This window comes from Sanguibacter sp. 25GB23B1 (assembly GCF_040012415.1).
Lineage (GTDB): Bacteria > Actinomycetota > Actinomycetes > Actinomycetales > Cellulomonadaceae > Sanguibacter.
Genome location: NZ_JBDYKL010000013.1, coordinates 22,010 through 35,827, shown reverse-complemented (window position 1 = coordinate 35,827; position 13,818 = coordinate 22,010). Strand labels below are relative to the sequence as shown.

The 13,818-nt window shown below is 72.3% G+C and carries 12 protein-coding genes; 8 read left to right on the top strand and 4 right to left on the bottom strand.

Annotated features, from left to right (window positions below):
* Positions 1-4 precede the first annotated feature (4 nt).
* A complete protein-coding gene (locus ABKW26_RS09350; protein ID WP_348592994.1) occupies positions 5-1,558 on the top strand; it encodes a polysaccharide biosynthesis tyrosine autokinase in 1,554 nt (517 codons plus the stop codon).
* A 38-nt stretch (positions 1,559-1,596) separates the two neighbouring features.
* Here the strand turns inward: ABKW26_RS09350 and ABKW26_RS09345 are convergent, their stop codons facing one another.
* Positions 1,597-2,310: a hypothetical protein gene (locus tag ABKW26_RS09345; protein ID WP_348592992.1), complete on the bottom strand. Its 714-nt coding sequence runs from the start codon at positions 2,308-2,310 to the stop codon at positions 1,597-1,599.
* 118 nt (positions 2,311-2,428) lie between these two features.
* On the opposite strand from ABKW26_RS09345, the gene ABKW26_RS09340 reads away from it, so the two are divergent.
* From ABKW26_RS09340 to ABKW26_RS09310, 7 genes are read left to right on the top strand one after another with little or no spacing between them, the layout of a single operon-like run.
* Positions 2,429-3,031 (top strand): low molecular weight phosphatase family protein, encoded by a 603-nt coding sequence (locus ABKW26_RS09340; protein WP_348592990.1) that lies wholly within the window; start codon positions 2,429-2,431, stop codon positions 3,029-3,031.
* 54 nt (positions 3,032-3,085) lie between these two features.
* A complete protein-coding gene (locus ABKW26_RS09335) occupies positions 3,086-4,618 on the top strand; it encodes an SDR family oxidoreductase (RefSeq protein ID WP_348592988.1) in 1,533 nt (510 codons plus the stop codon).
* Entirely contained in the window at positions 4,615-5,913 is a 1,299-nt protein-coding gene (locus ABKW26_RS09330) for a cation:proton antiporter (protein ID WP_348592986.1), read from the top strand. Before ABKW26_RS09335 ends, ABKW26_RS09330 begins: the two co-directional genes overlap by 4 nt.
* A 50-nt stretch (positions 5,914-5,963) precedes the next feature.
* The gene (locus ABKW26_RS09325; RefSeq protein ID WP_348592984.1) at positions 5,964-7,124 is read left to right on the top strand and encodes an AI-2E family transporter; all 1,161 of its coding nucleotides are present in this window, start codon (positions 5,964-5,966) and stop codon (positions 7,122-7,124) included.
* A 57-nt stretch (positions 7,125-7,181) separates the two neighbouring features.
* The gene (locus ABKW26_RS09320; RefSeq protein WP_348592982.1) at positions 7,182-8,354 is read left to right on the top strand and encodes a type III polyketide synthase; all 1,173 of its coding nucleotides are present in this window, start codon (positions 7,182-7,184) and stop codon (positions 8,352-8,354) included.
* Positions 8,351-9,121, top strand: coding sequence for a class I SAM-dependent methyltransferase (locus tag ABKW26_RS09315; RefSeq protein ID WP_348592980.1), 771 nt, complete (start codon positions 8,351-8,353; stop codon positions 9,119-9,121). Before ABKW26_RS09320 ends, ABKW26_RS09315 begins: the two co-directional genes overlap by 4 nt.
* On the top strand, positions 9,114-10,268 hold the full coding sequence (locus ABKW26_RS09310; RefSeq protein ID WP_348592978.1) for an NAD(P)/FAD-dependent oxidoreductase: 1,155 nt from the start codon (positions 9,114-9,116) through the stop codon (positions 10,266-10,268). The genes ABKW26_RS09315 and ABKW26_RS09310 overlap by 8 nt, the downstream gene beginning before the upstream one ends.
* A gap of 171 nt (positions 10,269-10,439) precedes the next feature.
* Here the strand turns inward: ABKW26_RS09310 and ABKW26_RS09305 are convergent, their stop codons facing one another.
* From ABKW26_RS09305 to ABKW26_RS09295, 3 genes are all read right to left on the bottom strand, one after another.
* Positions 10,440-11,288 carry a UbiA family prenyltransferase gene (locus ABKW26_RS09305; RefSeq protein ID WP_348592976.1) on the bottom strand — a complete coding sequence of 283 codons (849 nt, stop codon included), beginning with the start codon at positions 11,286-11,288 and terminating at the stop codon, positions 10,440-10,442.
* Between the two features lie 9 nt (positions 11,289-11,297).
* Entirely contained in the window at positions 11,298-12,971 is a 1,674-nt protein-coding gene (locus ABKW26_RS09300) for a methyltransferase domain-containing protein (RefSeq protein WP_348592974.1), read from the bottom strand.
* Positions 12,972-13,083: 112 nt separating this feature from the next.
* Positions 13,084-13,809, bottom strand: a complete 726-nt coding sequence (locus tag ABKW26_RS09295; protein ID WP_348592972.1) for a DUF72 domain-containing protein — start codon at positions 13,807-13,809, stop codon at positions 13,084-13,086.
* Positions 13,810-13,818 lie beyond the last annotated feature (9 nt).

The window sequence follows — 13,818 nt, the reverse complement described above, 5'->3', positions numbered from 1 at the left end:
TATCGTGGAACTTCAGGACTATCTCGCGGTGCTCCGCAAGCGGTGGATAACAATTGCGCTGGTCACGGCGATAGGAATCGCCGTCGGGGTCGCCGCGACGGCATTGACCACACCCACCTACAAGGCTCGGTCACAGGTCTTCGTGTCCGTCCGGACCGGTGAGACGTCGTCCGACCTGCTGCAGGGCAGCAGCTTCACGCAGAAGCAGGTCAAGTCCTACACGGCCCTCGTGACGAGCCCACGCGTCCTCCAGCCGGTCATCGACGAGCTCGACCTCGCGACCTCTCCCGAGACCCTCGCGAGCACGGTCTCTGCCGACTCGCCGCTCGACACCGTGCTCATCAACATCACGGCCACGAACGACGACCCGGAGCTCGCCAGCGCCATCGCGAACTCCACCGCCGCGAGCCTCGCCACCGAGGTCAGCGCCCTCGAGAGCCGCGCCGACGGGGTCTCCCCCGTCCAGATCAGCTCCGTGCGCACCGCGAGCGTCCCGGGCTACCCGGCCTCGCCGGACACCCGCCTCAACCTCGCGCTGGGACTCGCCCTGGGACTCGCTGTCGGCATCGGCATCGCCGTCCTGCGCCACCTGCTCGACACCCGGATCCGCGACGAGTCGGACGTGAGACAGGTCACAGACAGCTCGGTCATCGCGTCCATCGCGTTCGACCCCGACGCCCCGGCCCACCCCCTCATCGTGCAGACCCACCCGCACAGCCAGCGGGCCGAGGCCTTCCGCCGGCTGCGGACCAACCTGCAGTTCCTCGACGTGGACGGGCGACCAGGGACGATCGTCGTGACGTCCTCGCTGCCCGGCGAAGGGAAGTCCACGACGGCGATCAACCTCGCCATGACGCTCGCGGACGCGGGGTCGAAGGTCGTGCTCGTCGACGCCGACCTCCGCCGCCCCTCCGTCGCCCAGTACATGGGCATCGAGGGCAACGTCGGACTCACGACCGTGCTCATCGGCCGCGCCACCACCCAGGACGTCGTCCAGCCCTGGGGCAACGGCAACCTGCACGTCCTGCCCTCGGGCCAGGTACCGCCGAACCCGAGCGAGCTGCTCGGCTCCACCTCGATGTCCACGCTGCTCGACGCCCTCGCGGCCGAGTACGACGTGGTCCTCATCGACACCCCGCCGCTGCTTCCCGTCACGGACGCGGCGATCCTCTCCCGGCTCGCCGGCGGGGCGCTGGTCGTCGTCGGGGCCGACACCCTGGACCGCCACCAGCTCACCGAGTCGATGGCCTCGCTCGACAACGTCGGTGCCCGTGTCCTCGGCATCGTGCTCAACCGCTCCAGCCGCAGCCCGAGCGACGCGTATGCCTACTACGACTACGCGCCCCGGGGGCACGATGGTGCAGCTGTGACGAAGGGCACCCGGACAGGGAAGGTCGGGCGTGGCCGGACACGCCGAGCCGCAGAGGCGGGCGACGTCCCGCGCCGCATGCCCGACGCCGACCACGAGTCGTCCTTCGGCTCCGTGCTCAGCGCCGCCGACGGAGGGCGCCCCGAGCAGGCTGCCGCGCAGCAGGCACCGGTGAACGACCGAGCCTGACCACCGTGCGCTCGCGCGGCCGGTCGTGCGCTCGCCTGCTACCCCTGGGAGAGGTCGGGGACGACCGGCAGACCGGCCCCGAGCAGGGTCGGCACGAGGCGTGCCGTCTGTGCGGCGCCCGCCGTCGCCTCGGCAACCCTCTGCACCTTCGCCTCGAGCTCGTCCACCGGGGCCGCGACCGCCGCGACGAGCTCGTCGCGGTCGATGGCGGCCAGGCGCTGCGCAGCCGCCTGGACGGCGACGTCCGCCGTGAGCACAGCGTCCGCCGCGGTCTGCAGCGCGGCGACGTCGAGCGGCACGTCGCCGCGGGCGATCGCTGCGGGGTCGACGAGTCCCGTCGCCTCGATGACGCCGGGCAGCACGTCGCCCGACAGATCGAGCACGACCTCGCTCACCTCCTGGACGGCTCGGACGTTGGGGCCGGCCCACGGGAGGGCCCCGGCGAGCGACCAGTGCGGGCCGTGCGACGCATCGTGAGCGGTGGACGCATGGCCCTGCAAGGTCGCGAGCGTGGCCCGAGCGGACTCCGCGTCGCCGGCCAGGACCTCGTCCTGGAGCACCTCGACGAGGTCTGCAGCCGTCGTCAGCTCGTCGCGCACCGTCACGGCGTCGACGGCCAACCAGGCGGCCGCTGCGAGGAGCACCACGACGACGACGCCGACGACCACCGCCACCGCGCGCCGGACCGGGTGCCGTCGCCGACCCCGTCTCCGGGTCGAGACCTGGTCCTCGTGTGCCAGCTCCTGTGCCACCGTGCCCCCTGCGCGTATCGGCCGAACTCTCTCAGAACGACTCGATCCTATCGGCGGCCGGAGCCCGGTCGGTCGAGGCAGACTGGCTGCGACGCCACCCGAGACCAGGAGACCAGCCATGAGCAGTCCCTTCACCGTCCTCACCGTGTGCACCGGCAACGTGTGCCGCTCCCCCGCGGCCGAGCGCCTGCTCGCCGCACGACTGGGGCCCGCGTCGGGGGTCGTCGTGTCGAGCGCGGGGACGGGGGCGCTCGTCGGCGCGAGCATCCCGACTCCCATGGCGATGCTCGTCACGGCCGCCGGCGCGTCCCCGGACGCCTTCGCCGCCCGCCAGCTCACCGAGCAGATCCTGCGCGAGAGCGACCTCGTCCTCACCCTGACCCGAGGCCACCGCGCCCGCGTCGTCGACCTGTGGCCCGGCGCCGTCCGGCGCACCTTCACGCTCCGTGAGCTCGCCCGCCTCGCCGAGGCCGTCGGCCCGCACGCGCTGCGAGCCGGGACCGTCGCCGAGCGGTTCGCCGCGCTCGTCCCGCTCGCCACGGCGACCAGGGCGACGCTGGCGACCGTCCCGCCGGACGAGGACGACGTCATCGACCCGTACCGTCGCAGCGACGCCGTCTACGCCGCGTCCTTCGGGCAGCTGCGCCCCGCCGTGGAGACCCTCGCCGCCGTGCTCCACGGGCACCCCGGTCCACGTCCCCCGGCCGCGAGCGCGGGGTGAGCCGTCGGGCTTCCCCGCCGGGCGGTGGGTGAGGTCCGCTCGTACGCTCGGTCCATGACGTCACCGGATGCCGAGAAGACTCCTCCTGCCCAGCTCGCGCCCCTCGTCCTGGTCACGGGTGCGACCGGGTACGTCGGAGGTCGCCTTGTTCCGCGCCTGCTGGCTGCCGGGTTCCGTGTGCGGGTGCTCGTGCGGACGCCGGGCAAGCTCGAGGCGGTGCCGTGGCGGGACGAGGTGGAGGTCGTCGAGGGTGATCTGACGTCGCTCGAGGAGACGACGGCGGCGTGCGCGGGGGTGCACACGTTCTACTACCTCGTGCACTCGATGGGCTCGGGCAGCGACTTCGAGGAGACGGAGCAGCGGACGGCCCGCCTCGTCGCGCGGGCGACCGCCGACGCGGGGGTCGAGCGCGTCGTGTACATCGGCGGTCTGCACCCCGAGGGTGTCGAGCTGTCGACCCACATGCGGTCGCGGACGGCGGTGGGGCAGGTGCTGCTCGACGGGCCGGTCCCGGCGGTGGTGTACCAGGCGGGTGTTGTCATCGGGTCGGGTTCGGCGTCGTTCGAGATGATCCGTCACCTCACGGAGAACCTTCCGCTCATGCCGGCGCCGAGCTGGGTGACGAACCGGATCGAGCCGATCGCGATCCGGGACGTGCTGCACTACCTCGTGCACGCGCCGCAGGTCCCGGCGGAGGTGAACCGGACGTTCGACCTGGGCTCGCGCGAGGTGCTCACGTACGCGGCGCTCATGTACGGGTACGCGCGCGAGGCGCGCCTGCCGTGGCGCAGGATCTATGCGCTCCCGGTGCCGGCTCCGCGCCTGGCGGGGTGGTGGGTGGCTCTCGTCACGCCGATCCCGCACTCGATGGCGGTCCCCCTCGTGCAGTCGCTGCAGCACGACGCCGTGACGGACGAGCAGGACATCGACGAGTTCGTGCCGCAGCCGCCCGAGGGGTTGACCGACTACCGGTCGGCGGTGCGGCTGGCGCTGGGGAAGATGGAGGACGGTGAGGTGGAGACGTCGTGGTCGAGCGCGTCGTCGGGCAAGCCGTACGAGCCGCTGCCGAGCGACCCGGAGTGGGCGGGGCGCACCGTGTACGTGGACGACCGGTCGCGGTCGACGGACGTCGCGCCGGAGCAGGTGTGGGAGGTCATCGAGGGGATCGGTGGGGAGAACGGCTGGTACTCCCTCCCGGCGGCGTGGGTGATCCGCGGGGTCGCGGACAAGCTGCTCGGAGGTGCGGGGCACAACCGGGGGCGGCGCAACCCGAACCGGCTGGTCGTGGGTGACGCGGTGGACTGGTGGCGGGTCGAGAAGATCGAGCGTGGCCGGCTGCTGCGCCTGCGCGCGGAGATGCGGGTTCCTGGGGGTGCGTGGTTGGAGCTGGCGGCCGATCCCGCCGAGGACGGTGGCACGGTGTACCACCAGCGGGCGGTCTACATGCCCCGGGGTCTTGCGGGCAAGGCCTACTGGTGGGCGATCTTCCCGTTCCACGGGCTGATCTTCCCGTCGATGGCGAAGAACATCATCGCGCGGGCGTCGCACGTCTCCGCCGGTGACCGGGCCACCGCGAGCGCGCGGTGAGCCTCGAGTTCGACGGGTCGGGCCTGCTCTTCCTGGCTGTCGGGATCGCGACGCTCGCTGCTGCGCTGCTGCCGAAGGTCCTGGGGCGGGTGCCGGTCTCGATGCCGATGATCTTCCTCGCGGCGGGGATGGTCGGTTTTGCACTGCTGCCTCGGCTCCCGGACCCGGATCCGCTCTCGCACGACAGCGTCGCGCTGCACCTGACCGAGGTGTGCGTGATCATCTCGCTCATGGGCGCCGGTCTCGCTCTCAACCGGCCGGTGGGTTGGCGGCGGTGGTCGTCGACGTGGCGTCTGCTGGGCATCACCATGCCGTTGTCGATGCTTGCTGTGGGGCTCCTCGGGTGGGGTGTGCTGGGTGTCGGGGCGGCGAGCGCGGTGCTCCTCGCTGCGGCTCTGGCTCCGACGGACCCTGTGCTCGCGACCGAGGTCCAGGTCAGCGAGCCGTTGACCGAGCCGGACGCGGCGGACGACGAGGCGCGGTTCGCGCTGACGTCGGAGGCGGGCCTCAACGACGGTCTGGCCTTCCCGTTCACGTATGCGGCGATCGGCATCGCCGTCGCGGGTGTCGCACCGGGTGGGTGGTTGGCGCACTGGGTGCTCGTCGACCTGCTGTGGCGGCTCGGTGTCGGGGTGCTCGGTGGGCTCGCCATGGGGTGGTTGCTCGGGAAGCTGTTCTTCTCGGCGGTCTCCGAGCGGCTGCGGCTGACGGACTCCGCTGAGGGTTTCGTGGCCATCGCGGCGACGTTCCTGGCCTACGGGGCGACGGAGCTTGCCGAGGGGTACGGGTTCATCGCGGTGTTCGTGTGCGCGTGCAGCATCCGGGCGTCGGAGCGGGCGCACGGCTATCACGGTGTGCTGCACAAGTTCGTCGAGCAGATCGAGCGACTGCTCACCGTCGTCGTGCTGGTGCTGCTCGGTGGTGCGGTGTCGCGGGGCCTTCTCTCGGACGTCGGGTGGCGGGAGGTCGTGATCGCTCTCGCTGTGCTGTTCGTGGTGCGGCCGCTGGCCGGGTGGATCGGTCTGACGCCGGGGAAGACGGGGGCGCGGGAGCGCGGCGTGATCGCCTTCTTCGGTGTCCGGGGGGTGGGCTCGCTGTACTACGTGGCGTATGCCCTGCACTCGGCGCCGTTCCCTGATCCTGAGGGGCTGTGGGCGATCGTCGCTCTTGTCGTCATGGGGTCGATCGTCGTGCACGGGGTGCTGGCGACGCCGGCGATGGCGTACCTGGACGCCCGGCGCGAGGACGAGGCGCCGAGCGACGACGACGGGACGGTGGCGCGGACACCTGTGTGATCCGGTCGTCTCCGGATGCCCTGCGCACGTGCCTCCCGTACTGTGCCCGCATGGAACAGCCCGCCCTGCAGCCTTCCCGTCCTCCTCGCTCGTTGTGGGCCGACTCGTTCGGCCGTGCGGCGGTGCGCAGCGCCCAGGCGCTCATCGTGCTCGCCCTGTCGGCATGCATCGTCTACGCGCTCATCCAGCTCAAGCTCGTGGTCATCCCCGTGCTCATCGCGACGATCATCGCGGCGGCGGTCAGCCCGGTCGTGACGTTCCTCAAGCGCAAGGGGCTGCCTGCTGCGCTCGCGACCTGGGCGGCGATGATCACAGGCCTGGGCGCGCTCGGGCTGGCACTGTGGCTCGTCGGGCGGAACATCCGGGACGAGTCCGACGAGCTCATCGCGTCGGCGAGCGAGGGGCTCGACGAGCTCCAGAAGTTCCTCACCGAGGGGCCGCTCGGTCTGAGCGACGAGCAGATCACGTCGGCGCGCGAGTCGGCCCAGGAGCTCTTGGCGAGCGACAGCGTCCAGAGTGGCGCGGTCGCGGGTGCGACCGCCGCGGCGGAGGCCGTCACCGGCCTCCTCCTCGGTGTCGTCATCCTCTTCTTCCTGCTCAAGGACGGGCGGCGGATCTTCGAGTTCTTCCTGCGTCCGCTCGATGCGGGGCACGAGAAGCGTGCCGAGCGGATCGGTCTGCACTCGGTCCGGGTGCTCGGCGGGTACGTGCGCGGGACGGCGCTCGTTGCGCTCGTCGACACGGTCGTCATCGGGACGGCACTGCTCATCCTCGGTGTGCCGCTCGCCCTGTCGCTGGCCACGATCGTGTTCCTCGGGGCGTTCATCCCGCTCATCGGTGCCACCGTGGCAGGGATCCTCGCGGCACTCGTGGCGCTCGTGGCGAACGGGCCGGTGACCGCGCTCATCGTCATCGTCGTCGTCATCGCGGTCAACCAGCTCGAGGGCGACCTCTTGGCGCCGATCGTCATCGGCAAGGCGCTGTCGCTGCACCCGCTCGTCATCCTCCTCGCGCTGACGGTGGGGACGATCCTCTCCGGGATCGTCGGCGCGCTGCTGTCGGTCCCGATCGCCGCCGTGGGCTGGACGATCATCAAGGAGTGGAACGCGTCGGGGCGTCCGTCCGACGCGCGGACGGAGCGTGAGGAGCATCCGGAGGTCGACGGACCGGGCCCGTCCACCGACGTGGCCGAGGGTGGCGCGACGGCATAGCGCCGGGGGGCACCGACCTCGGCGGGCGTGCACAGGAGTCGCTGGCTACAGTCGCGTATGGCCATCACCATCCGCTCCATCGAGACCGCTGTCCCACCGACGGTGCTGCGCCAGGACGAGATCCGGGACGTGTTCGCCGAGCAGGCCGATCTCAGCCGTCTCGGCCGGCGGCTGGTGCGTGCCGCGTTCGACGTCTCGGGCATCGACACGCGCCACACGGTCATCGACGAGCTCGACCGCTCGAGGACGGCACGCTCCGACCGCACCGTGGGCGCCCCCGTGTTCTACGACGCCGAGGCGGGGGCGATCCTCTCGCCCGGCACCGGGACCCGCAACGACGCGTACACGGACAGGTCACCCGCCCTGTTCCTGGCCGCGGCACGCACGGCGCTCGACGCGGTCCCGGACCTCGGTGCCGACGACGTCACCCACGTGATCACCGTGTCCTGCACCGGGTTCTTCGCCCCTGGACCCGATTACGCGATCGTCCGCGACCTCGGGCTCAAGACCTCGACGCAGCGCTACCACCTGGGATTCATGGGGTGCTACGGCGCGTTCCCCGCGCTGCGCGCAGCCCGCTCCTTCTGCCTGGCGGAGCCGGACGCCGTCGTGCTCGTCGTGTGCGTCGAGCTGTGCTCGCTGCACCTGGCGTCCTCGGACGACCCGGACACGATCGTCGCGTCGTCCGTGTTCGCCGACGGTGCAGCAGCGGCCGTCGTCACCGCCCGTCCCGCGCCTGCCGGCGAGGCCGTCCTCGACCTGGACGCGTTCGAGACGGTCCTCACCCCGGTCGGGGAGAAGGACATGGCGTGGACCATCGGCGACCACGGCTTCGAGATGGTGCTGAGCCGCTACGTGCCCCACATCATCGAGGAGCACATCGCGGGCGCGCTGACGCCTCTCCTGGCATCGGTCCCGGGGCTCTCGGACCAGCCCTACGGCTCGATCGAGCGCTGGGCGATCCACCCCGGGGGTCGCAGCATCCTCGACAAGGTCCAGAGCACGCTCGGGCTCTCCGACACCCAGATGGACCCGTCGCGCGAGACCCTGCGCGCGTTCGGGAACATGTCGAGCGCAACGATCCTCTTCGTCCTGCGCCACGTCCTCCACGGTCAGGACCCGGGCAGGCAGGGCGAGCGCGTGTGCGCGATGGCGTTCGGGCCCGGCCTCACGGTCGAGACCGCCCTGCTCACGCACCGCGTGGTCGACGAGGGCGAGCGCGACGGGTGACCACGACAGCTCCGCGCACGATCCCGCGCCCCCCGGCGTGGCCCGACCTCACGAGCCGAGAGATCGACTCCCCGGAGCTCATGGACGACCCCGCGTGCGACCTCGACGCGCTGCGCCGCACCTACGCGCTGTTCCGGCCGATCAACCGCCTCGTCGCCGGATGGCGCCATGTCTACGTCCGCCAGCTGAGACCCCTGCTCTCGGCGACCCGGCCGACGACGCTCCTCGACATCGGCTCCGGCGGCGGCGACGTGCCGCGCACCCTCGCCGCCTGGGCAGCCCGCGACCGGCTGCTGCTCGACATCACGGCCGTCGACCCGGACGAGCGCGCCCACGCCTTCGCGAGCGCCCTGCCCCCCGTCCTTGGCCTCACGTTCCGTCAGGCCACGAGCACGGACCTCGTGGCGTCCGGCGACCGGTTCGACCTCGTCACGTCGAACCACCTGCTCCATCACCTCGACCGCGCCGGTCTCGCGTCCCTGCTCACCGACAGCGAACAGCTGGCCCGCCGCCTCGTCGTCCACAACGACATCGCGCGCAGCACCCTCGCGTACACGGGCTACCGGGCGGCGACGGTCCCCCTCGCCCGGCGCACGTTCGCCCACTACGACGGCTCCCTGTCCATCCGCCGCAGCTACCGGGCGCCCGAGCTCCGCGCAGCCGTGCACACCGTCGGCGCGGACCACCGGTGGCGCGTCGACACACCGATGCCGTTCCGCGTCGTGCTGCGCTGGTCTCCGGACGTGGGCGGAGACGCCCGTGCATGACGTGCTCGTCGTCGGTGGCGGTCCCGTCGGGCTCTACCTCGCTGCACGGCTCGCCGACGCCGGCCTCGACGTGCGTGTCTGGGAGAAGCGAGGAACGCCCGCCCGGCTCTCGCGGGCGATCGGGATCCACGCACCGGCGCTCGACGTCCTCGCCGACATCGGCGTCGCCGGGCCCGTCCTCGCCGAGGCGGTCGCGATCCGGAGCGGCGTCGCCTCGTGCGCCGGTGCCGTCCTCGGCGAGGTCTCCTTCGCCCGCGCACACCCGCGGTACCCGTTCGTGGCCGCTCTCCCGCAGTTCCGCACCGAGGCACTGCTCGCCGAGCGGCTCGACGACCTCGCTCCCGGGGCGCTCGTCCGCGGCGTCGCGGTGACAGGTCTCGTCCACGAGCACGACCACGTCCGTGTCGTCGGCACGGCGACCGACGGCACCGACAGCCCCGTCGGCCGGACGGTCGAGGCACAGGCGCGCGTCGTCGTCGCGGCCGACGGTGCCCGCAGCGTCGTCCGCGACCTGCTCGGACTCCACGCACCGATCACGGAGTACCCCGACACGTACGTGATGGGCGACTTCGCGGACAGCCGCACGGAGCCCGCCGCGCTGGTCCACCTCGAACCCGGCGGGGTGGTCGAGTCCTTCCCGCTCCCCGGAGGGGTCCGCCGCTTCGTCGCGCACACCCCGCACCCCACCGAGACGACAGCGAGCTGGCTCGCCGACCTCGTCACCGAGCGGACCGGGTACGCCGTCGACCCGACGACCGTCACCATGCTCAGTGCCTTCGGCGTGCGTCGCAGGTTCGCCACCCGGACGGTGGTGGGCCGCGTCGTCCTCGTCGGCGACGCGGCCCACGAGATCAGCCCGATCGGCGGGCAGGGGATGAACCTCGGCTGGCTCGACGCGGCAGAGCTCACGCCGCTGATCCTCGAGACGGTCCGGACCGGCGCCCCGGACACGGCGCGCCTGGACCGCTACGAGCGCACCCGGTCCGCCAGCGCTCGCCGAGCCGCCCGGCAGGCCGAGACGAACATGGCGCTCGGTCGACCGGTCCACGGTGCACGGCTCACCGCCCGAAACCTCGCGCTGCGCGCCGCGCTGCGCTCCCCCGCACGCACGCTGCTCGCCTCGGTCTACGCGATGCGCTGGACCTGAACCGCCGGCTCCGGACGCACGTCGACAGCCGAGGACGGCACTCCCCGGCGAGAGCACTCGCCACGACGCCCGCTCTCGACCACGAGGGCCATCCTCGACGCCGCCGGAGGCGTGGGGGCCTGCGTGTGGGGCTGGGGCTTGGGGGTCAGGGCTTGTGGTCGGTGAGACCTGTCAAGCGACGAGGCGCGTGCCGCTCAGGCCCAGCTGGACCGCGATGAGCAACGACGCGACGATGACCAGCCGGAACAGCAGACGGCTCGGTGGGCGGCTCACCACCAGGACGATGCCCCACACAGCGATCACGAGCGACGCGACGAGCCCGACCACGGCGACCGCCGAGGGCGAGCTCCCAGGGTCGGTGAACCCCGGCCCGAGCAGCACGAGGAGCGCCGACACCGCCAGCGCGACGAAGGCGATGATCCCGGACGCGACCCGCCCGAGGCGGTGCGGCAGGCCGACGACACCGGTGCGGGCGTCGTCGGCGAGGTCGGGCAGGACGTTGGTGAAGTGGATGGAGACGCCGAAGACGGCACCGACCGCGATCGCCCACGGCGCGGCGACCGCAGGCTCGGGCAGCGCGAGCGTGACGACCGTGGGCAGCAGCCCGAAGCTCACGACGAACGGCACCACCGAGAAGCGCGTGCGCTTGAGGCCGGCGTTGTACGCCCAGCCGGAACCCACGAGCACGAGGTGCGCGACGCCCGCCCCGGCGCCGAGCGCGAAGGACACCACCATCGAGGCTGCGAGACACACGAACGCCGCTGTCCGGACGGCGCCGACCGTGACGAGGCCCTGGGCGACCGGCTTGTCCGTGCGCCCCACTGCGGCATCACGCTCCGCGTCGATCCAGTCGTTCGACAGCCCGATCGACAGCTGACCGGCGACGATGGCGACCGCGAGCGCGAGCACCCGCAGCGGGCTCATCCCGACAGCCACCCCGAGCACGGCCGAGAGCACAGTCACGGCGACCGTCGGCCCGGGGTGGGAGGACAGCGCGAGGGTCGTGGCCCGGGCGAACATCAAGACAGCCTAGAGGAACGGTCCCGCGAGCACCTCAGGGCGCCGCGCGACGAGCAGCACGTGGGTACGAGGCCACGCGACGGCCTCCCCCGTGCTCGCATCGGTGAGGGACGCGCCGACGGACAGCCGGTGGTCGACGAGCCAGTCGTTGCGCCACGGACCGCTGCCCGGGTCCACGACGAAGCCGACCTCCGTGAGCAGCTCCACCCACCCGTCGTAGGTGAGGTCGCAGAACCTCTCGTGGCACTCCGAGAGGTAGTTGCCGGCATAGTCGCGGGTGTAGAGGAACTCCATCGCGGCGCGCAGCGTGAGCTCGGCGACGTCTGGCTCCACCCAGCGGACGTCGCACGCGCCTGCGGACAGCGCCGGGAAGTCGTGCGCGAACTGCACGAGACGCTCGGCCGGGCCGAGAGCCGAGTAGTGCGCGGTCACGGCGTCCCGGTCCCAGCCGTCGTAGTCGACCGCCTCCCGCGTCCCGGGCGGGGGCCCGTCGAGGCGCAGGTGGACGAGCCGGTCGCCGTCGTCCGGCCCGAGCACGTCCGAGTTGATCCACACACCGCCCGGCGCCGTGTGCTCGAAGATCCGGGACGCGAGCCTCCGCAGGTCGGCGACACCGTCGCCATAGCTCGAGATCTCGTGGGTGAGCGCCACGGTGAGCGTCGTCGAGACGGTCGATGCCGGGAAGACGGGAGCGCGCAGCAGGTTGCGCTGGGCGAAGAAGACGTTCGGGTTGGCGAAGACGCCCTGGGCCTTGCGGTGCTCCGCTTCCGCGACGAGGTGGCGTGAGACGTCGACGCCGTAGAGGTCCGACTCCCCCAGCTCCGGGGCACGGGCGGCGCGCTCGAGCAGGCCACCGGCGGCGCAGCCGAGGTCGACCACACGCCCGGGCCGCACGTACCGGGCGACCTGCTCCCACTTGCGGTCGGACGCGTCGTCGAAGTCTGCCGTGTAGGAGCGGTAGTCACGCGTCGTGGTGAGGTCGCCCTCGGACGACACGGTCGGGTCGTGGTGCACCAGGCGGACCGCGTCGACGAGCCCGTAGCGGTCGAAGTACTCGACCGTCTGCGGGTGGGCCAGGGCGCGCCACCGTTCGTCACCGTCAGCGAGGAGCTCGAGGACGTCCCAGGGGCGCGCGGGCCCCACGGCGTCGTCTCCACCGCCCCGGGCACCGGTGTCCGCCTCGACCGCCGCGATCCGGAACCCGAGCTCCCTGTACATCGTCGCGACCTCGGGCGTCGAGCACGCCACGACCGTGTCCTGCGGTGTGTGCCGCACCCCGACGCTCACCTCGACGCCCGCGACCACCGTCTGCGCGAAGCGCGGGCTCGGCGGGACGTCAGCGACAGGGGCGACGAGCGACGGGAGCCCCGCTGCGAGCGCCACGCGCTCGATGAGCCCTTCGCGGCGGTGGGCCGGGACCGGGTTGCGTCGTGTCCCGCTGTGCGTGGAGGACGTCACCGCCCAGACGACCTGGGCACCGGGGGCGCACTCGACGAGGAACCCGTCGGTGTCCTCGACCGTGCCCGCCAGCAGTGCGGAGAGGTACTCCACCTGGAACGACGTCACGAGGTGGTGGCGGCCGGGGAAGAGGACGAAGCTCACGGGCACCGGGGCGGGGTGTGCGGTCGATGTCGGGGCGGTCGTGGACGCGGGGTCGTCCGGGAGGGGTGCGGGCTGGGTCACGACCCGCACGGTGCCATCTCGGGGCGACGGTCGCAACACGACAGGGCGGGCGGGGCGCGCTCGGTGCCGGCCAGCGGTCGTGCGCAGGACGGTGTCGACCGTGGGTGCTCGGTCAGCCGTCGAGCATCGTGCGAAGCGTCCTCGCGTTGCGGACGGCGTGACCCCCGCCGTCGTTGTTGAAGTAGGCGTAGACCTCACGGCCGTCGCTCGCCCACTCGCGCAGGCGGTCGGCCCACCACCGCAGGTCGTCGTCGGGGTACGAGCCGCCGTAGAGGTGCTCGCGGTCGGGTCCGTGGAGGCGGACGTAGACGAACGGCGCGGTCGCGCGCAGGACGCAGGGCAGGTGGGCACCGCTCATGACGCAGTACGCAGCGCCATGGTGCTCGAGGAGCCGGTAGACGTCGGCGTGGTCCCAGCTCGGGTGCCGCAGCTCGACCGCGACGCGCACCCACGGTGGCATCCGGGACAGGAAGTAGTCGAGCCGGGCGTCGTCGCGGGTCTGGCCAGGGGCCAGCTGCACGAGCAGGACCGCCCTCGTGGTGCCGAGCTCGTGCCAGCACGACGCGATCCGGTCGACCCACGCCTCGGGGGCGTAGAGCCTCTTCGCGTGGGTGAGTCCGCGAGGTGCTTTGACGGAGAGCCGGAACCCATCAGGCAGGCGCCGGTGCCACGACGCGAAGGACGTCTCGCGGGGCCACCGGTAGAAGCTCGCGTTGAGCTCGACGGTGGCGAAGTGCTCCGCGTACCTGGCCAGACGCTCGCGCGCTGGTGAGCCGTGCGGGTAGAGCACACCGTCCCAGTGGTCGTAGGACCACCCTGAGGTGCCCACGTGGATCATCGGCCCGAG

Bases quoted from the DNA above. Each gene is read 5' to 3' on its own strand.
- ABKW26_RS09340 (WP_348592990.1), top strand. From the start codon at position 2,429: ATGAGCAGTCCCTTCACCGTCCTCACCGTGTGCACCGGCAACGTGTGC.
- ABKW26_RS09335 (WP_348592988.1), top strand. From the start codon at position 3,086: ATGACGTCACCGGATGCCGAGAAGACTCCTCCTGCCCAGCTCGCGCCC.
- ABKW26_RS09325 (WP_348592984.1), top strand. From the start codon at position 5,964: ATGGAACAGCCCGCCCTGCAGCCTTCCCGTCCTCCTCGCTCGTTGTGG.
- ABKW26_RS09320 (WP_348592982.1), top strand. From the start codon at position 7,182: ATGGCCATCACCATCCGCTCCATCGAGACCGCTGTCCCACCGACGGTG.
- ABKW26_RS09305 (WP_348592976.1), bottom strand. From the start codon at position 11,288: ATGTTCGCCCGGGCCACGACCCTCGCGCTGTCCTCCCACCCCGGGCCG.
- ABKW26_RS09295 (WP_348592972.1), bottom strand. From the start codon at position 13,809: ATGATCCACGTGGGCACCTCAGGGTGGTCCTACGACCACTGGGACGGT.